The 19,176-nt window shown below is 42.8% G+C and carries 19 protein-coding genes; 5 read left to right on the plus strand and 14 right to left on the minus strand.

Annotated features, from left to right (window positions below; translation table 11 throughout):
• The first annotated feature begins 42 nt into the window (after positions 1 to 42).
• Together ribH and DESYODRAFT_RS14445 are read left to right on the plus strand one after the other, a co-directional pair.
• Entirely contained in the window at positions 43 to 504 is a 462-nt protein-coding gene (gene ribH / locus DESYODRAFT_RS14440) for a 6,7-dimethyl-8-ribityllumazine synthase (protein ID WP_007784236.1), read from the plus strand.
• A 133-nt stretch (positions 505 to 637) separates the two neighbouring features.
• Complete coding sequence (locus tag DESYODRAFT_RS14445; protein WP_007784238.1) at positions 638 to 1,258, plus strand: sigma-70 family RNA polymerase sigma factor; 621 nt, start codon at positions 638 to 640, stop codon at positions 1,256 to 1,258.
• A gap of 83 nt (positions 1,259 to 1,341) precedes the next feature.
• Here DESYODRAFT_RS14445 and DESYODRAFT_RS14450 read toward each other — a convergent pair whose 3' ends face one another.
• Positions 1,342 to 1,542 (minus strand): spore coat protein, encoded by a 201-nt coding sequence (locus DESYODRAFT_RS14450; RefSeq protein WP_007784239.1) that lies wholly within the window; start codon positions 1,540 to 1,542, stop codon positions 1,342 to 1,344.
• A 15-nt stretch (positions 1,543 to 1,557) separates the two neighbouring features.
• Positions 1,558 to 1,767 carry a hypothetical protein gene (locus DESYODRAFT_RS14455; protein WP_007784241.1) on the minus strand — a complete coding sequence of 70 codons (210 nt, stop codon included), beginning with the start codon at positions 1,765 to 1,767 and terminating at the stop codon, positions 1,558 to 1,560.
• Between the two features lie 197 nt (positions 1,768 to 1,964).
• Between DESYODRAFT_RS14455 and DESYODRAFT_RS14460 the strand changes: the two genes are divergently transcribed.
• Complete coding sequence (locus tag DESYODRAFT_RS14460; protein WP_427854294.1) at positions 1,965 to 2,468, plus strand: DivIVA domain-containing protein; 504 nt, start codon at positions 1,965 to 1,967, stop codon at positions 2,466 to 2,468.
• 102 nt (positions 2,469 to 2,570) lie between these two features.
• Here DESYODRAFT_RS14460 and DESYODRAFT_RS14465 read toward each other — a convergent pair whose 3' ends face one another.
• From DESYODRAFT_RS14465 to DESYODRAFT_RS14505, 9 genes are all read right to left on the minus strand, one after another.
• Complete coding sequence (locus tag DESYODRAFT_RS14465; protein ID WP_007784244.1) at positions 2,571 to 4,343, minus strand: UbiD family decarboxylase; 1,773 nt, start codon at positions 4,341 to 4,343, stop codon at positions 2,571 to 2,573.
• A gap of 29 nt (positions 4,344 to 4,372) precedes the next feature.
• Positions 4,373 to 4,768 carry a prenylated flavin chaperone LpdD gene (gene lpdD, locus DESYODRAFT_RS14470; RefSeq protein ID WP_007784245.1) on the minus strand — a complete coding sequence of 132 codons (396 nt, stop codon included), beginning with the start codon at positions 4,766 to 4,768 and terminating at the stop codon, positions 4,373 to 4,375.
• Positions 4,769 to 4,946: 178 nt separating this feature from the next.
• Positions 4,947 to 7,565, minus strand: a complete 2,619-nt coding sequence (gene clpB, locus DESYODRAFT_RS14475) for an ATP-dependent chaperone ClpB (RefSeq protein WP_007784247.1) — start codon at positions 7,563 to 7,565, stop codon at positions 4,947 to 4,949.
• Between the two features lie 50 nt (positions 7,566 to 7,615).
• On the minus strand, positions 7,616 to 8,581 hold the full coding sequence (locus DESYODRAFT_RS14480) for a DnaJ C-terminal domain-containing protein (protein ID WP_007784248.1): 966 nt from the start codon (positions 8,579 to 8,581) through the stop codon (positions 7,616 to 7,618).
• 320 nt (positions 8,582 to 8,901) lie between these two features.
• Positions 8,902 to 9,831: a diacylglycerol/lipid kinase family protein gene (locus DESYODRAFT_RS14485; RefSeq protein WP_007784249.1), complete on the minus strand. Its 930-nt coding sequence runs from the start codon at positions 9,829 to 9,831 to the stop codon at positions 8,902 to 8,904.
• A 112-nt stretch (positions 9,832 to 9,943) separates the two neighbouring features.
• Positions 9,944 to 11,686: a phospho-sugar mutase gene (locus DESYODRAFT_RS14490; RefSeq protein ID WP_007784250.1), complete on the minus strand. Its 1,743-nt coding sequence runs from the start codon at positions 11,684 to 11,686 to the stop codon at positions 9,944 to 9,946.
• 197 nt (positions 11,687 to 11,883) lie between these two features.
• Positions 11,884 to 12,759: a DegV family protein gene (locus tag DESYODRAFT_RS14495; RefSeq protein WP_007784251.1), complete on the minus strand. Its 876-nt coding sequence runs from the start codon at positions 12,757 to 12,759 to the stop codon at positions 11,884 to 11,886.
• A gap of 91 nt (positions 12,760 to 12,850) precedes the next feature.
• Positions 12,851 to 13,432: a flavodoxin family protein gene (locus tag DESYODRAFT_RS14500; RefSeq protein ID WP_007784252.1), complete on the minus strand. Its 582-nt coding sequence runs from the start codon at positions 13,430 to 13,432 to the stop codon at positions 12,851 to 12,853.
• 482 nt (positions 13,433 to 13,914) lie between these two features.
• Positions 13,915 to 14,742: a GNAT family N-acetyltransferase gene (locus DESYODRAFT_RS14505; protein ID WP_242833468.1), complete on the minus strand. Its 828-nt coding sequence runs from the start codon at positions 14,740 to 14,742 to the stop codon at positions 13,915 to 13,917.
• Between the two features lie 155 nt (positions 14,743 to 14,897).
• Between DESYODRAFT_RS14505 and DESYODRAFT_RS14510 the strand changes: the two genes are divergently transcribed.
• A complete protein-coding gene (locus DESYODRAFT_RS14510) occupies positions 14,898 to 16,220 on the plus strand; it encodes a M18 family aminopeptidase (protein ID WP_007784256.1) in 1,323 nt (440 codons plus the stop codon).
• Here DESYODRAFT_RS14510 and DESYODRAFT_RS14515 read toward each other — a convergent pair.
• Positions 16,217 to 16,453, minus strand: coding sequence for a hypothetical protein (locus DESYODRAFT_RS14515; RefSeq protein WP_007784258.1), 237 nt, complete (start codon positions 16,451 to 16,453; stop codon positions 16,217 to 16,219). The two genes, DESYODRAFT_RS14510 and DESYODRAFT_RS14515, sit on opposite strands and share 4 nt — an antisense overlap.
• A 282-nt stretch (positions 16,454 to 16,735) precedes the next feature.
• On the opposite strand from DESYODRAFT_RS14515, the gene DESYODRAFT_RS14520 reads away from it, so the two are divergent.
• Positions 16,736 to 17,044: a zinc-ribbon domain containing protein gene (locus DESYODRAFT_RS14520; RefSeq protein ID WP_007784259.1), complete on the plus strand. Its 309-nt coding sequence runs from the start codon at positions 16,736 to 16,738 to the stop codon at positions 17,042 to 17,044.
• Positions 17,045 to 17,094: 50 nt separating this feature from the next.
• Here the strand turns inward: DESYODRAFT_RS14520 and DESYODRAFT_RS14525 are convergent, their stop codons facing one another.
• Together DESYODRAFT_RS14525 and DESYODRAFT_RS14530 are read right to left on the minus strand one after the other, a co-directional pair.
• Entirely contained in the window at positions 17,095 to 17,946 is an 852-nt protein-coding gene (locus DESYODRAFT_RS14525; RefSeq protein ID WP_007784260.1) for a nitrilase-related carbon-nitrogen hydrolase, read from the minus strand.
• Positions 17,947 to 17,985: 39 nt separating this feature from the next.
• Positions 17,986 to 18,927, minus strand: a complete 942-nt coding sequence (locus DESYODRAFT_RS14530) for a LysR family transcriptional regulator (protein ID WP_007784261.1) — start codon at positions 18,925 to 18,927, stop codon at positions 17,986 to 17,988.
• Positions 18,928 to 19,176: the final 249 nt, after the last annotated feature.

A 19,176-nucleotide genomic window follows, 5' to 3' on the forward strand; every position in this document is an offset into this window, starting at 1 on the left:
GTGATATCAACCTCTGGCATTATAGAAAGGATGATTTAAGAAATGAAAACATTTGAAGGAAATTTAATTGCTCAAGGACTAAAGATTGGTATTATCGCTGCTCGTTTTAATGAGTTTATTACAAGCAAATTAGTAAGTGGTGCAGTCGATGCTCTCCACCGTCATGGTGTTCTTGAAAATGATATTGAACTGGCTTGGGTCCCGGGAGCCTTTGAAATCCCCCTGATTGCACAAAAGATGGCACTTTCCAAGCGTTATGATGCGGTAATTTGCTTGGGAGCCGTAATTCGGGGTGCAACTCCCCATTTTGAACTTGTCAGTAATGAAGTTAGCAAGGGAATTGCTCAAGTAGGCTTACAAACCGGGGTACCAGTAATTTTCGGCGTCATATCAACTGACAGTATTGAGCAGGCGATTGAACGGGCAGGAACAAAAGCAGGAAACAAAGGTTTTGATGCCGCTATGACAGCCATTGAAACTGCAAACTTGATCAAATCATTATAAAGGTAAGATCATAAGTTTATTAATTTACTGGAATAACATGGTTTACTGTCCACCAAAATATCCTTGTCAAATGGCATAATCTTTATTACACTCTATAAGTAATTGCCTATTCTTTGACAAGGAGTTGAGTGCTATGACTTCGAACATTAGCGCCCAAGACATGGAAACTAGCATGCTTGAAGCAGCGCGCTCGGGTAATAAGGATGCCTTAAATGAGATAATTCAACATTATGAACCCGAAGTTCGCTTGATCGCGTCTAAATATTTTTTGCCTAGAGCAGATTATGATGACCTCATTCAAGAAGGACGGATTGCGATATATCGGGCCATAAGATCTTACGACGATGATTCAGGAATTCCCTTCCTTCATTTTTTAAGAATGGTCATTAAACGCAAACTCATTGATAGCCTGCGCAGGTATACTCGCCAAAAACACACTAATCTCAATGAAGCTTATTCCCTTAATAATGTTATTTCTGAGTCTGAGGAAACAAGCTTCCTGGAATTATTGCCAAACGCTGAGGACCCGGCATCAACGGTTATCGCCAATGATGAGATCAACACTATGATTCAAGACTTAAATAAAAACATGTCGAATCTTGAACGCTTAGTGTTTGAACACTACTTCATACAAGGGTTTAAACAACGCGAACTGTCAGAGCATTTAGGGCTTCATCCCAAGTCATTAGACAATGCTCTCCAGCGCATTCGCCATAAAACAGCGCTCTACCGCTCTCAACAAGCTGCCGGTTAAATGCCATCCGTAGGGGCAATTCTGACCAGCAAAATAAAGAACCGGGAACTCTATTGTTCCCGGTTCTTTATTTACGCTTAAATTTAGGCAATACCACCGCTTTGATTAATCAATTTGCTGACTTTACTATGGGCATTCGTTGCTTCGTTGGCTAAGCGTAAGTATATATCTCTTAGATTAGCATGATGAGCACGCGTGGCTAAGGTCATGTATCCCATTGCCGCGGCCGCAGCATCTTTTTCGTAATCATAAAGCATATCTAAATCCGTAAATTGACTAGTCATTTCGAACCCTCCTTTCTATTGAAGCTCTATCATACCCTTTTTAAAGTATCCTACTACATCGTCCAAAGCTTTAGATTGTTCTTTAAAAAATCCCTTTACAGCTGGGTCTTTCGCCAGTTCAGTATACATTTGGCACTTTTTCCTAGCGGTATCATTTTCAATGATACTTCTGGTTAACATACCTTGGTCAAGGACTTTTTTCATTTCCATCTCATTCAGTTGCATCTAGATCCCTCCTTTTTAAAAACTAATTTACATAACAGTTTCAGGATGTGTAAAAAAACCTCAAATTATTCTATTTTCATAAATAAACTCGTTTAAAGATTTCAAAAGCGTATTATCTGGACAGATAGGATCTTAATAAGTTAAACTGGAAAGAAAAAGGAGGCAATTCCTATAATTGAATTATGGAAATGGAGGAAATGAATTTGGAGGCGCCAGACTTTAAGCGGGTTTTCCGTGGGTATGATTCAGATGAAGTTGACCAGGCATGGGCTGAAAATGAACGTCAATTATCCGAAGCAAATGCTGTCAATAAAGAATTACGTTTACAAATCAATAGTTTAAGAGAACAGAACTTAGAATGGGGAAATCGCCTCAAGGACTATGAACAGATCGAAAAAGACCTTAGAGATGCGCTTGTCAGTGCTCAAAGAATCGCTAAGCAGGTTAAAGAGGATGCTGCTAAGCAAGCTGAAGAACTTTTGCAATCAACTCGCAACGAAAGTGAAACAATCCTTAAGGAAACAACACGTCTTAAGGAAGCCGAAGAAATGGAAACTGAAACATTACTCATTGAAAAGCGCAAGGAGATTGTCCAACTTGAGGCACAAATACAAGAATTAACCGAGCAGAAAGCAGAGCTCCAAACTATTGTTGAACAGGCTGTTCAATATTTGGATATGATAAAGGACTTAATCAAGTGAACCAACTTCCGAAAGCTTTTCAGATTATAGAATAGTAAGGCAGAATTCTTGATCTAGGTTAGTGATCAAGTAATTCTGCCTTTAGTGATATAAAAATTGATCTTAAAGACAATCAGTTAGTCCATACTCTTTCCAGCGCTGATTGACAAGGTTTACTGTCGCTTCGTCGGGAACGACTTCGCCAGGATATCCTGGTTTCATCCGTGCATCAATTAGAATCGGACCATGGTATACCAGACGATGATTAAGCATCTCTGTCGAAGCATAGATATCATGGGCTGGATCAAAGCGGGTAAAGACTTGCCAGAGAAAGCCAGGAGTGTTCAGAGCAAGAGTTAGGTCATCGACTAAAATCGCCAGCGGCCAATCTTGGAAAGGAGCCTTTTGGAGATGCTGCAATACATCATCGGCAAGCCCAGGCGAGCTGGTAAATGAAGGAGCCTCGATGAGCAGGCAGCCTGCACAGAATGGCTTGATCCCCAAGACCCCGGGTAGTGTATTTTCCCTGACCTCACGAGGCAAATCTCTTTTAGAAGGCCCCAGGCCCAGCATTATTGCTTTGCTTCCATGATTGAGCCGCCGGCCTGTATAATCCAAGGTATCGATGGATGTTTCGTTTAAGATTAAGAGATCAGTTTCCGGTTCAAAGCGGGCCAAAACAGTTTCGAGAAGGTTTCTAAAATCTTGTAAGTCAAGCTGAACATCCGTAATGATCAAGAACTTGGTTAAGGTGAGCTGCCCTTCCCCTAAAATACGAAAAGCATGAGCCAGTGCTTCACGGTGATAACTTTCTCGTACTATAGCAGCCGCCAAAGCATGAAAACCTGTTTCGGCATACGTCCAGAGTGCTTTAACTCCCGGCATAACAACTGGAAACATCGGAGAAAGCAAGGACTGCAGGTACTCTCCAATAAAATAATCTTCTTGCCGGGGTTTTCCTACAACTGTAGCCGGATAAATAGCATCCCGGCGGTGGTAAACAGTATGTACATTAAAGATCGGGAAATCATGGGTTAATGAATAATAACCATAATGATCACCAAACGGACCTTCCGGTCTGCGGACATGGGCCGGTACAGTTCCACATATAGCAAACTCAGCTTCAGCGATCAGAGCATGGGAATGGGTAGGCACTTTAACTTGGCTTAGTTTTTCTCCCATTAAAAAAGAAGTGAAAATTAGCTCAGGCAGCATTTCCGGGAGTGGTGCTATGGCAGAAAGAATCAAGGCCGGCGGCCCCCCCAGGAAAAGCGTTGTAGGGAGATCCTGCCCCAGAAGTTCGGCTTCATGATAGTGAAACCCGCCCCCTTTATGAATCTGCCAGTGGATACCGGTTTGGGATGGTTCATGTATTTGAATACGATACATTCCCAAATTATGTTCTCTTGTCACAGGATGTTCTGTGTAGACTAAGGGCAAGGTGACAAACGGGCCTCCATCATCAGGCCAGCTCGTTAGTACCGGAAGCCGGGTTAAATCGACTGAGCTTTCCCGTATCTCAAGAACCGGAGCATGCTTCGGATTAATCGTGCGCAGTCCAGTCTTAGCTAAAGAAAGCATCCAATCTTTTTCCTGCCAAAGTACAGAGGGCTTCGGCGGCAGCAAGCGATGCAAAGCCGATACTGCTCGTTGTACTGTGTCCTCAGGCTTTGGCCCGACAGCGAGATCGACACGCCTGCGGGTTCCGAATAGATTTGTAACTACCGGAAAAGGGCTTCCCTTAACTCGCTTAAAGAGCAAAGCCGGCCCCTCTTCCTCAATGACACGACGATGGATTTCTGCCAATTCAAGGTATGGGTCAACCTCTGTTTCTATTTCCACAATCTGCTTTTCTCGTTGGAGGGTTTCAATAAACTGTCGTAAATTTGCGTGCACAGTGTCACCTCTTATTAAAATCTTAACCCTTACTTCAGGGCAGCTAAGGCATCTTGAGTCAGTGTTTCACAATGGCAAATTATCTGGCTCAGTTCTTCCGGGGAAAGATTGTCCGAATGAATTCCAGCGGTCACAACGACTGAGCAGCGGAGTTCACATGCTAATAAAGCTGCCACCTTTCGTGCAACATCGACATCTTTATGACCAGGCACCGGTGTGATATAAACGTCTGCGCTCCACCCTTCCCCTCTGAGACTGGGACGGGGAAGCGCCAGAACGACTCCGCCGACATGGGGTTTTTCTCCGCCGGTCAGAAGGCCATTCAGCCCATTTCCAGTATCCTGGAGAAATAATGAAATCTGACACCGCCCTTCCCCTGCTTTTCCTTGCCAAATGGGGAAATTAATCAATCTGTTATGGGGCACCTAATTCTCCTCGCTTTACTTTTTGACTTAGCTAACTACATTATACATTCAGTGCCGAAGAGAAGCCAAGTTCCAGATCAAAGTAATCTTTCAAAGGCTGGAATTGAGATTTTAGTACAAAAAAGAGAAGAGAGGCCGAAATTCCAGGCTCTCTTCTCTCTTTTGCGTTTCAATCAAATTAAACTCCTTCAAATGTCACTGACTCTTTTCTGACAGTAAACGAGTAATTTCCGAATTCATCGATATCGACCAGGATTTCCTGCCCTGGCATAAATTCTCCTTGCAAAAGTTTGAGGGCTAAAGGATTCTGCAAACGTTGCTGGATCACACGTTTAAGAGGTCTGGCTCCGTAGATAGGGTCATATCCCTCGTTGGTAAGTTGTGCTTTGGCCTTTTCCGACAGTTCCATCGTGAGTTTGCTTTCACCTAAACGTTGACGTAACTGACCAAGCTGAATCTCAACGATTTGCCCAATATGCTCACGTCCAAGGGGATGGAAGACAATAGTTTCGTCAAGACGGTTCAGAAATTCCGGACGGAAATAGTGCCGAAGTTCTTCATTGATAGCGGTGCGGACTTCTTGCTTCGACGCGTTGCGCTGGGTCAGTTCCTGAATCGTCGGGCTGGCAATATTGCTGGTTAGAATAACAACCGTATTCTTAAAGTTGACAATACGACCCTGACCATCGGTCAATCTTCCATCATCTAAAAGCTGCAATAAAACATTATAAACATCACTATGCGCTTTCTCTACTTCGTCAAAGAGAATGACGCTGTAGGGTTTACGACGAACAGCTTCTGTAAGTTGTCCCCCCTCTTCATACCCTACATATCCGGGAGGGGCTCCAATCAAGCGTGAGACAGTATGCTTTTCCATATACTCGGACATGTCAATCCGCACCATTGCTTGTTCATCATCAAAGAGAAACTCTGCCAATGCTCTTGACAGTTCAGTCTTTCCAACTCCCGTAGGGCCTAAGAAAAGGAAGGACCCTAAAGGGCGGTTGGGGTCCTGCAGTCCGGCACGAGCCCGGCGTACAGCATCGGAGACAGCTTTAACAGCTTCTTCCTGCCCAATAACCCGTTGATGAATTCGTTCTTCCATACGGACAAGCTTTTGCATTTCACTTTCCATAAGTTTGGAAACCGGAACATGGGTCCAAGTTGCTACAATTTCCGCAATATCCTGCTCGACCACTTCTTGCTTTAATAAACTATTCTGCTTAACTTGCAGCTTTTCTTCCGCAGCTTTCAGTTCTTTCTCTAAATTAGGGATTATGCCATACTGAAGCTCCGCCGCCTTATTATAATCTAATTGCTGCTGGGCTTGTTCCATCAACGTACGAGAACGATCAACGTCTTCTTTAAGTTGTTGAATCCGAATCAGAATTTCCCGTTCCCCTTGCAGCTGAGCTTCCATTCCAGAACGCTCTTCTTTAAGGTTACCTAACTCTTCCTCGATTTTTGCTAAGCGCTCCTTGCTGGCGTCATCCTTTTCCTTTTTCAAAGCTTCTCGTTCAATTTCCAGCTGCATTATTCGACGTTTAATCTGATCTAACTCATAAGGATCACTGGTAATTTCCATCCGCATGCGTGCCCCAGCTTCATCAATCAAATCAATGGCCTTATCCGGGAGGAAACGATCACTAATATAACGATCTGAAAGAACAGCAGCAGCAATAATTGCTCCATCGGTTATTCGAACTCCATGATGGGTTTCATAGCGTTCCTTAAGGCCACGCAATATTGAAATTGTATCTTGTACTGTGGGCGCTTCCACCATAATTGGCTGAAAACGCCGTTCGAGCGCAGCATCTTTTTCTATATGCTTGCGGTATTCTGCCAAAGTGGTCGCCCCAAGCATACTGAGTTCTCCGCGAGCAAGCATCGGCTTAAGCATATTACTGGCATCCATTGCTCCTTCGGCAGCTCCGGCCCCAACAACCGTATGCAATTCGTCAATAAATAAGATGACATCATGACGATCTTGGATTTCTTTAAGCACTGCTTTCAGACGTTCTTCAAATTCTCCCCGGTATTTCGCTCCGGCAATTAAGGTTCCCAGATCAAGGGCAATCACCTGTTTATCCTTGATTGCCTCCGGAACATCTCCCCTGACAATCCTCTGGGCTAAACCTTCGACGATGGCTGTTTTACCAACCCCCGGTTCCCCAATAAGGACGGGGTTATTTTTGGTACGCCTGGATAGAGTTTGGATCACTCTGCGGATTTCCTCGTCACGTCCAATCACCGGATCAAGCTTTCCGCGCCGTGCTTGCTGCACTAAGTTAAGTCCATACTGTTCCAAAGCAGCGTAGGTACCCTCAGGATTAGGACTTGTAACACGTTGGGTTCCTCTGACTTCACGTAAAGCCTGAAGTAACTTTTCCCGATTCAAACCGACTTTCTTGAAGATTTGTTCGACAAACCCTCCGGCCTTTTCTAAAATACCGAGCAACAAATGCTCAGTACTAACATATTCATCCCCAAAGGGAGCCATCTCATCATGAGCTGCTACTAAGACCGTTCTTAAACGGGGGGAGATGCTTAATTGCACATTTCCGCCGCTGATACGGGGAAAGCGGTTAATTTCCTGCCGCACAGTCTGGATGAGTGCTCCTACTGCGATCCCTATCTTAGTCAGTACCTGAGGAACGACACCCTCTCCTTGCTCTAATAAGGAGAGTAAAAGATGTTCGGGCTCAACCAGGCTGTTCCCGTTGCGTTCCGCCATTGTTTGGGCACCTGTGATTGCTTCCTGGGATTTCTGGGTAAAACGGTTGGTATCAAATGACATAATCTTTCACTCCTTTTCAAGCTAGTTAAACAGATGAATTTTTCATTTCTTTAGACAATAACTCCTCTTTTAGCTGCCAGGTCATGCAGGGCAGAAATCTCTTGATCGCTCATGTTTTCAGGTAATACAATGGACACGACCGCGAAGAGATCTCCTTGCTGACTTGGTTTTTCTAACTTTGGCATACCTTTTCCCTTTAGGCGAAACTTTTTGCCACTTTGGGTATGTGGTGGTATCTTGAGCAGGACCTCCCCGCTAAGAGTCCGGATACTTACTTCCCCTCCTAAAACGGCTCTGTAGAAATCGACCGGAATTTCAACCCTCAAATCATCTCCCTCTCGGACAAAATGAGAATGTGGACTAACCGTTATGATCAAATAGAGATTTCCCGCCGGTCCCCCTGAAATCCCAGGACCGCCTTGACCTGTCAGGCGTACCTTGGAACCGGTCCGAACCCCTTTTGGAATCTTAGCCTCGATTTGTTTCTCACCGCTTCGAATTAACCTGGTCGTTCCTGTATAAGACTCTTCAAGAGTCACTTGAACATCAACTTCAACGTCCTGACCTGGGCGTGGCCGTCCTGCATGAGGACCGCCTCCTCCAAAGAGAGTTGAGAAGAAATCCGAGTATCCTTCCCCGCCAAAGTTAAATCCACCCGAACTCCCCGTCCCGCCAAACATTTCGGCAAAATCTTCCGGAGACATGGTGTAGGTAAAACCCCCGCCGCCTCCACCTGGATTAGACTGCCAACGATCCCAATTATAATTTCCGCGCCCTCCGCGAGCCTGCCATTGTTGATAATCCTGTCTTAATTCATCATACTTGCGTCGTTTTTCGGGATCACTAATCGCTTGGTAAGCTTCCGTAGCCTCTTTGAATTTTTCTTCAGCGTTTTTGTCCCCCGGGTTAACATCCGGATGATACTTTTTGGCTAGTTTCTGGTAAGCTTTCTTGATAGTTTTATCATCCGCATCCGGTGAAACACCCAGGCTTGCGTAATAATCTTTAAAATCCATACTCTCACCTCATATTACTGATGGTTTATAAACATACTATCTTTGTAAACAGACATAAAATCTCAGCTTATCTAATTCTGATTATATAGAGTATTTTCCTTGTTATTAAAATTATAGTCTTTTTTAAGTCGAAGGTCAATATTGGTCAGACATTTTCTTGACCAATATTGACCTTCGACTCAAAACTATTTACCACTATTCCAAACCTCAGGGCACTCTCAGATTCCCACTGAAAACAGCGTTAGAGGATACTCTGCTGAAACAGGGATAGTTAATTCATAAGCCCTATGAATTAACTATCCCTGTTTAATTATTCTTTATCATCCCCATAAACGAAGGATACCCGGTTTAAGTCTAAATTCAATGGGGCCTTGACCGGGTTGTTCTCCGTCAATATCCAGTAAAATCCTTTCATCTGAAGTAATGACAACAGAACGGCCGCGCTGCACACTGACCCCGGGGATTCTCAGATGAGTTCCCCTATAGATCTTTGGAATATGCCGCAAGATGGTCCAGGCAGAAAAATCACCCAATACAACCACATCAAACAACCCATCATCCAGCTCGGCCTGCGGCGCAATCATCATCCCGCCGCCAATATACCGGCCGTTTGCTACCATAATACTGTTGAGCCGACCATGACAGATTAGTTTTCCATCAATTTCACAGCTCATAACTTTATTGCGATAAGAAAGGATGCTTAGTACGGATCCAATCAGAAAGGATAATTTACCTCCGAGCAGCTTGCTTTGCCGATTGACGCGCGCAACCGTTTCTCCGCCTAAACCTACGTCTCCTACATTGAGAAAGTAACGCTGAACCTGCTGCCCCTGGTCATTATAAAACAAGACTTCTCCCAAATCGACCATCCGTTTTCGACCTTGTTTCAGAACTCCAACAAAACCCTCAATCCCTCTTGGAATTTGTAATGAACGAATAAAGTCACATCCGGTACCATGGGAAAAAACGGCAAGTTCAGCCTCCAAACTGATTAGTTGGTCATTAGAGAAGAAACCATTGACGACTTCATTCATAGTCCCGTCTCCACCGACCGAGATGATATGGGTACATCCGTTATTCAAGGCCTGTTGAGTAATTCGGGTTGCATCTCCAGGCTTAGATGTATAAACAAAATCAATAAGATAGCCTTCATCCTGTAGTCGTTTCAAATAGTGTGGCCATCGTTTTCGAGTGCTGCCATTGGCAGAGTGCGGATTAACAACGGCGAACCAATGGTCCCTTATATGCATTTGAGAAACTCTCCCTTTTTGGCAGACATTTTAGAGATCTTTCAGCACATATCTGCCCATCCCGGGATTATTCGACGTTTAGAACGAAAATCCTTTTCGCAGATCCTGCCCTTTAAGCAGACCTTATTTTAGCGATCCGTTCCATAAGCTCTTTTTTAAGTTTGCAGTTGAGATCATCAGCTTCTGTTCGGGTATCAGCTTTTACTGAAATGTAAAATTTGATTTTAGGTTCCGTTCCAGAGGGTCTTACCATCACAAATCCCCCGTCACTAAATGAATATCGCAAAACATTTGAACGTGGAAGCTTGAGCGGTTCAGTCTGCCCGGTTCTTAGATTTTTGCTGATTCGTTGCTCATAATCGTCAAATCGTTCAATCGTCATTCCGCACAGTTCATGGATCTCCTCTTGACGAAGTGTATTCATGATTAATGCCATTTCTTCTTTACCACGTTTACCTTCGAGGGTAAGGGACTCCTGATCCTCAACGTAATATCCAAACTGTTGATAGATACTTTCCAGTACATCAAAGAAAGTGCGTCCTTCAACTTGTTGATAATAAAGGGCAGCTTCAGCCAAGATGACAGAAGCAATAATTGCGTCTTTATCCCGAACAAAATCTCCCGCCAGGTATCCATAACTTTCTTCAAAACCAAATTGGAATGTCCCCCAACCGCCTTCTTCCATTTCTCTTTCTTTTTCAGCTATAAATTTAAACCCTGTCAGCACGTTTTCAACACGAACATTAAAATAACGAGCAACCTCATCTGCCAAATCAGTTGAGGCTACTGTTTTGATAATCGCCGCATTATTGGGGAGAGTTCCCAGGGACTTTTTCTGAGATAAGATATAGTAGGTCAGGATTATCCCAATCTGATTTCCGGTCAGCTGTATATAATCCCCTTGAGGTTTCCGCAAAACCACCCCTAAACGATCCGCATCCGGATCTGTCGCTAAGAGCAAATCTGCTTTCATCTCGTTTCCGTAGTTTCTGGCTAGTTCAAAGGTCGCCGGAGCCTCCGGATTGGGGTATGGGACAGTTGTAAACTCCGGATCCGGATGTTCTTGTTCATGTACGACCTGGACTGAACTAAATCCCAGTTCAGATAAGGCCCTGCGGACAAGTATATTCCCTGCTCCATGCAAAGGAGTATAGACGATTTTAAGCTCCTTCCCTTTCTGAGCATCAAGATCCGGGTACAGCGCAAGTTCTTTGACACGAGAAAGATAGAGTTGATCAATTTCCTCGCCGATGATTTGAAGTAATCCGCTTCTCTTAGCTTCATCTAGAGACATGGGTTCGATTCCCAGCCAGTTCTCGCGGGCATTGATACGGGCAAGAATTTGATCCGCTTTGACAGGAGGTACCTGCCCTCCATCATCCCAATAAACTTTATAACCATTATAGGTTTTAGGGTTATGACTCGCAGTTACGACAATCCCCGCTAAAGCCCGCAAATGGCGAACCGCAAAAGAAAGTTCAGGTGTTGGGCGAAGGGCATCAAAGAGGTACACTTTAATACCATTTTTGGCAAGTATTAACCCAGCCTCCAGCGCGAATTCCGGTGAATACTTCCGGGAATCATAAGCAATCACCACCCCCCGCTGCATACCTTCCGGCCCATGATCACAAACACATTCCGCCAACCCTTGGGTTACTTTACGAATCACATATTTATTCATGCGATTTGTGCCTGCCGCGATAATTCCTCTTAATCCACCTGTTCCGAATTCTAAATCAGTATAAAAACGGTCCTCAATTTCCTGTGGATCCGTGATCTCTTTCAGTTCTTGCTGTATTTCTTCCTCGAAATAGGGATTTTCAGACCATAAACGGTAGCGTTCTTGAACATTCACCTTAATACCCTCCTTTATTTGCGCGAAACTCAGTTATAGATTATTGATTGATATGGATAATATTACCTTTAAAGCTAATTATAACATATAGCATATAACATTCAAACTAAACACTTAACTCATCAATTTAATCTTACATCATTTATTCAGAAATCAAAAATTATATACTTTCCTGAACAACAAACAAAAAGCTCAGTCTAAGACTGAGCTGTAATAACAGGAGATATAATAACACCCACCAGTCCGGGCCCTGTATGAACCCCCATGACCGGGCTGATCTGATTAAATAACAATTCCTTGATATTGGGAAGTTCTCTAGCCTTTTGCCATAGTTTGCGAGCTTCCTGCTCTGCGCCGCCATGAACAACGGCTACATTATATTGTCCGCCTTGAGTAGATTCAATAAGTATATCAAATAATTTTCTGAGAGATTGATCCCGGCCACGGACTTTGGCATATGTAATATATTTGCCTTCGGAATTTATAGAAATAATGGGTTTTATGTTGAGAAGCTCACCAACCGTACCTGAAACATATCCGATCCGGCCGCCACGTTTAAGATATTCCAATGTAGACAGGACAAAATATAATTTAGTCCGCTGAGATGCGGTCTTTGCTGCCTTAATCACTGCCTGAAAATTCATTGAACGGCGGAGTTCACGAGCTGCTTCCAATACAGGAAAGCCAAGCCCCATCGAAAGTGCTTTAGAGTCCAACACTTCAATATCCATTTCTTTATAGTCTTTCGCTACTTGGCAGACTGTTTCATAGGTACCACTCAAGCCGCTTGATATGTGCATCGAAAGAACGTGTGTAAACTTTTCATCTCGAAGACGATTCAATAAAGCGGAAATTTCCGCTGGAGAAGGTAATGATGTTGTGGGAACTTCAATATCCATATGATCATAAACCTCATTTGGACTGATATTAACCCCATCGAGATACTCCCGATCTTTATACACAACGTGCAAAGGCAGGATCTCAATCCCAAACTCCTTAGTCATTTCTGAATTAAGATCACTTGTACTGTCAGTTACAATAGCAATTTTAGGCGGCGTTGAAGTTTGTTGCATGAGGCAAGTTCCTTTCCATCAAAACTTAAATACATTCAAATTAGTATATCATAATAGGCAACAATTCGACTAGTAAGTTTTTTTAAACTATTTAGAACCCCAAAAGACTTTGAGTTGTTTTTCGTACTTCTTCAAATGATTCGGGAAATTCATCAATATCCCCAATTTTATCCACTTTGCTAAAAACACAAGATTGCTTAAATTCAATATCCAGCATATGAAAAAACGTCTTCACAGAACCTTCGGCGCAGTCGAAAACCTTCGGTAGTTGTGTCCCGGCCGTTGATATGAAAATACCGCTTCTCTCAGGCCCAGATGGTCTGATTAATGTTTGATTAAGCAAGTATTTGCGCGCCCAGAAGGTTTGCATTCGGTCGATCATGATTTTCGCCTGAGCATTTATACCCATAAAATAAATGGGCGCTGCGAGGATAAAACGGTCAAAACTAATCAATTTTTCCTGAAGTTTTGGGATATCATCCTTGATTACACAGATTCCTTTAGCCGAACATGCACCGCATCCCTGGCAGGGGCTCATATTCAGGTCGGAAAGATACACTAGCTCAGTAATGTGACCCTCAGATTGAGCAGTTTTCATTCCCTCTAAAAGTAATCGTGTCGAGTTGCCATTCCGCCTTGGGCTGCAAGCAATGCCTAGTACTGATAATGCCATATTCATACACTCCTGTCCTTTATTCGATTAGTATTGCTGCTTCCAATCCTTACTATCATTCCAAGTATAAAAGCGAGGTTCTTAACTAACATAAGAATCTCGCTTTTATATTTGGCTGTTTCCGAATGGTTTTAAGCAACTTAGGTTACACTTTAGGATTAGAATCCGGGTCAAAATACCGCTCCCTTTCTGTAACTACTTATCCTTCATTATGAATTTGCCTTTTGGGTTTGAGTGGTCTTAATGGATTCCAGTCCTATAGACTCTAAAATCGCATTAATCATTAATGTTTCTTTTTGCTTCATAAATTTCTCCTTTCCACTTACTTGATAACTTACCAAGTATATACCTTTCTTTCTGAATTTACAAGGCTTTTCGAAATAATAATTCTCAACATTCTGCCCATAGTATTCACCAAAAAGCGACCCTCTTTTTGCATCAATTCATCCGGACTTTATTAACTTATGTTCAGAGAATCAAGTTTATGACAGTTCTACACACATTTCTATTTGTTTTGCATTTGGATTAATCCCAAGCTTTCCGAGCAATGCTGCTATCCAATCATTGGGTTGGTTGATGAGTGTCAGGGGATCGTCTAATTTGCGGAGCAGAGTCGATAGCACTTCCTCAGCTCCCGCAGAGTCAGCGCTCCAAATATCGAGTAAGGGCCCCCATTTATCACCGGCAAACAAAGCCCCCGCTGTTCCATTTAGATTTATCAACGCTCTAAGATTATTATGACGTCGCAAATATCCTTCTCTTCGCTGCCAGGCTGGATTAAAAAAAGCTTGGCTGCGGTTTTTAAAATAATGTTCTACTGGAATCAATACAAGAGGATTGCCCTCGAATGGTTTATTCTGTAAAAGTTTACGCTTTGAACGGTAAACATTCAGTTGGCGCACACACAGGAAGCCGACGGACTGATATACCAGACGAGCAGGATTCTGTTCCAGTACCTCAAGGAAAACCCGTTTTAGCTGAATATAATTAGCCATATTCAGCTGAGTACGCATTAAAACTTTAAAGAGACCGTTTCTTCTATACTCGGGGTCTATACAAGCCCCGGCAATCCATCCATCTCTGCCATCGATTGATAATAGAGAGAACCCCACAATCTGGTGATTTACATGTACAGCAATCGAATGCCGTAAAGAAACATGACTTAATTCAAGCCAAATTTTCATATGCTCATGGGTATACGACATATCGTAATAATATCCGCGCCAACATCTGTTCCACATCTCTGTAATTTCATATAAACTACTATGTTCAAGGGTTGTAACCCGAACACGTCTCATGTCTATTTCCAATTAACATCCCGCAATTCTATTTTTTAAGTTGATCTTTCAAAAACTTTCTATATAATATGTCTAATATCCTGCTAACCTTCAATGATCTTACCTGAAAACTAAAGAGAAACCCATAAAAAGTATCCTTCGAAATTTCTTGAAAGGCGGTCAAATTCATGAGTATTTCATATATCAACAATGCTGAACTATTGTTTGCCGGGGAACTTCTAAAGTTTATCGAGGCTAGTCCCTCTTCGTTCCATGCCGTAGAAAGTGTTAAGAGAATGCTCGTTCCCAAAGGCTTTCGAGAGTTGAACTTCAACGAGAAATGGTCCTTAACTCCTGGAGACAAATGTTTTGTTACTCGAAATAATTCTGCCCTTCTGGCTTTTGTGGTTGGCCAGGGCGAACTTGAAAATCACGGATTCCGCCTGATTGCAGCCCATACAGACAGCCCCAGCTTTCGTATTAAACCACTGCCCGAGATCTCTGTGGAAGGTAGTTATCTGAAATTAAATACTGAAACCTATGGCGGCCCCATCCTTAATACCTGGCTGGACCGTCCTCTTTCTTTAGCGGGTCGAATAATCCTAAAGGGAGATTCTCCTTTCTCTCCACAAACGAGGCTCTTCCACAGTGATCGTCCTTTACTTATAATACCTAATTTGGCAATTCATATGAACCGAAAGGTTAATGAAGGCTTGGAATTAAATAAACAAAAGGACATGCTCCCATTGTTGGCTCAAATCACAGAGAACTTACAAACAAAGGGGGTATTAATGAATCACCTTGCTGAAACCTTGCATTGCCCTGCAGATGATATTCTTGACTTTGACCTTTTTCTCTATGAATCAGAAAAAGGCTGTCTTATTGGGTTTCAAAATGAATTCATCTCAAGCGCGCGTCTTGATGATTTAGCCATGATACATGCAGGTACCTGGGCGATTACAAAGGCTAAACCAGCTTTATCAACCCAAGTTCTGGTCTGCTTCGATCATGAAGAATGTGGAAGCACTTCAAAACAGGGTGCTGCTTCCCCACTTCTGGCCCATGTTCTGGAACGGATTCTCTTAGCACAAAAAAAGGACCGGGAAACCTATTTCCAAGCCTTAGAGCACTCTTTTCTCATTTCGGCAGATATGGCCCATGCTCTCCACCCCAACTCAAATGAAAAGCATGATCCTATTAATCGCCCCATCCTCAATGGCGGTCCGGTAATAAAAATCAGTGCAAACCAGAGTTACACTACTGATGCTGAATCTTCAGCAATAGTTAAGGCACTCTGTCAATTAGTAAATGTACCTGTCCAACTATTCGTTAATCGCTCCGATGAACGAGGGGGTTCCACGATCGGCCCAATATCCAGCACTCACCTCGATATTCGTTCAGTTGATATTGGTAACCCTGTACTGGCAATGCATTCGGCGCGGGAGCTTGGAGGGGTTAAAGATCACCTGGCTATAGCGAAGGTCTTTTCGGCATTCTTTGAAACCATTTAAAATTGAGCTAACAAACATCTATGCAGGAATTCCGGAGCATGACTCCGGTGTACAGCCATGGCCTGATCTATGGATGAACTCAGCGGCAAAAAAATTGCTGCAACTTCATCAAAGTTATAGATCCGCTCTCCGCTGGACTGGCAGATCAAATATCCGTTCTGTTTAAATATAGCCTCTAGTTTCTGCATGCCGAGAATTCGTTCCGGCAATATCTCAACATCATTATGCTCCAAAGTGTCATCCCCTGTCTTGAGTATTTAATGTCTATAGGTTTATTGTTATTCATTGGGGCCTGAATTATGACGCTGAAAATACGACTAGTGAATTCTGCGGTTTTCTAAGCTGGTAAAATATAGCACGATTCCGGTTGAAGCATTGACTAATATTTTCTACTTAGTTATAATTAAGATGCTCGAAGTACTTGAGGATTTCCAAAAAGCTTCTCGATTGCCTAAGGCTCTGGGAAGATACTGAACTTCCCATGTCGCGGGTAATAAAAAATCGGAGGTTTTTTAATGTTTAATGACAAGATTTTAGTTTGCAAAGAATGCGGTCGTGAATTTGAATTTACAGCTTCTGAACAAGAATTCTACGCAGAAAAAGGCTTCACTAATGAGCCTGGACGCTGCCCGGAATGCCGTGCTGCTCGAAAAGCTCAGAATAGAAATAACGGCGGTGGCGGTTATTCCCGCCAACCACGTGAAATGTTCCCAGCAATTTGTGCCACCTGTGGAAAAGAGACTACAGTGCCTTTCCAACCATCAGGTGACAGACCGGTTTATTGCAGAGACTGCTACCAACCACGTTCACGCAACAATTGGTAATAAGGTAATAATAAAAACCTTCCCCGACTTTGTCGGGGAAGGTTTTTTACTTATTTTTCAGGAATCTCTAATTCCAGTAATTCACGATATAGTTCCTTACGCCGGTCCGCCAAAAAGAAACTATCTCGCATCGAGGAACGCTCAGGCCGGCGTATATGATTAATCCGTTCTGCCGAAAGATCAGCGGCCAGAATACCGTCATTACTCATTCGCGCCTGATCAAACAGGTCTCCCTTTGGTCCTATGACTAACGCGCCCCCACTAAATTCTTTAGACTTACCATTACTGCCGATCAAATTGCACGCTCCAAGATAAACCGAATTATCATAGGCCCGGGCCCCAAGATAACGCAGCCATATTTGCCTTCGATCACCGGCCACTTTAGGAGAAGCATGAGGCGCAAATAAGATCTCGGCGCCTTTAAGCGAATAGATAGCAGCAGTTTCAGGAAAATGCCAATCCCAACAGATTCCTACTGCGAATGAAGTCCCATGGGCTGAGAAAATAGGAAAACTATCTCCGGGCGTAAAATAATCTAATTCGCTTCGCCCCAAGTGAACTTTACGATAAACCTTAGGCACTTCTCCCGGAGATAAGATAACCTGAGAAATGTAAGGCTTATAAGGTCTTGTGCTTTGTTCAACCATACCAACTAAGAGGGTTATCCCAAGATCTCCAGAGCACTCACTCAACTGATTAATCCATTTATTATCGATAGTATTGCCGATTTCAGAAGCATCATGGGGGGAATACCCATCTAAAGCACATTCCGGAAAACACAAAATTGAGATTTCTTGTTTTTGTGCAATCTCCGCCAAATGAGTAATGGTCTGCAGATTCCGTTCAGTCTCCCCTACGATCGATTCCATCTGAACGAGTCCGATCCGGCAATCCTTTTCCATATTAACTCGTCCTTCCTACAATTCACTGTACAGAGGTATCTACTCCAGATCCAAAATTTCGTTATAGTCTCTGCTTAGTACATCAGATAACAACCTATGATCATGGAGTAAGTTGATTAATATTCGTTCATCTTTCGTTTGAGTCGTTCGAGCATTTGTAAGTATACTAAGGGGACGATAAATCGGTGCATCTTGAATTTTTAACGTTTTAAATAATTTTTGATCCCCTTCCCGACTGACTGTCAATGAAGAAATAATCGTAATTCCCAGTCCTGCCGAGACCAACTGTTTAATTGCCTGAGTACTACCGAGTTCCATAGACACATTTAATTGATCCGGATCAAGTCCCCTCTCTAAAAGGGCCATCTCCATGACCTTACGTGTCCCTGAACCATCCTCTCGGGTCACAAGACGCTCATTTGGAAGCTCAGCCAGGGTAATGCTCTTCCTTGATGCCCAAGGGTGTAAATTAGAGATTACTACGACTAACTCATCTTCCCAAAAGTTTTCAACATTTAAATCCTTATGCTGAGGGACAGGTCCTTCAATTAAGCCAATATGCAATTTTTTCTCAAGGACATCTTGAGAAATTGATTCTGTGTTGGCGATTTTAACTTTAAAGTCAACGTCAGGGTGGGTCTTAAACAAGAATGCCAGAATATTGGGAAGGATATATTCTCCAATTGTTAGAGTTGCACCAAGGTAAATCAGCCCTCTTTGATCCTTTGCCAAGGCACTTATCTGCTCTTTTGCATTTGATAGAATATCCAATACACTACGAACATGAGCATAAAAAATTTTGCCTTCTTTTGTTAAAGTAACACCTTTATTAGTACGGTCAAAAAAGCGTGCACCATATTGGTTCTCTAAATTCTGAATCTGTAAACTTATGCTGGGTTGACTCATGTGGAGCTTTTTAGCTGCTAACGTAATGTTTCTGGTTTCTGCCACCTCTTTAAAGACAAGAAGGTGTTGTTCCATGATGATGTATCCCCTTCCTAGATCCCATATATGATTAGCTCTCGGGAAATGAGAGTGATTGTGGATCGTTTAAGGTTTAACCAATCTATCCTCCCTCAAATAGTTCTAATCTTTTAATAAGCCTCAATCATAAAATAATATAATGACCAGTAAAGATTATGCTCCTATTTTCCGAGTGCTCAATAGTTGTTTATGATTGATACACCTTAATTAATATAATATCACCCAAAGGATTTATTAGCCAGATAG

It is taken from the genome of Desulfosporosinus youngiae DSM 17734 (assembly GCF_000244895.1).
Classification (GTDB): domain Bacteria; phylum Bacillota; class Desulfitobacteriia; order Desulfitobacteriales; family Desulfitobacteriaceae; genus Desulfosporosinus; species Desulfosporosinus youngiae.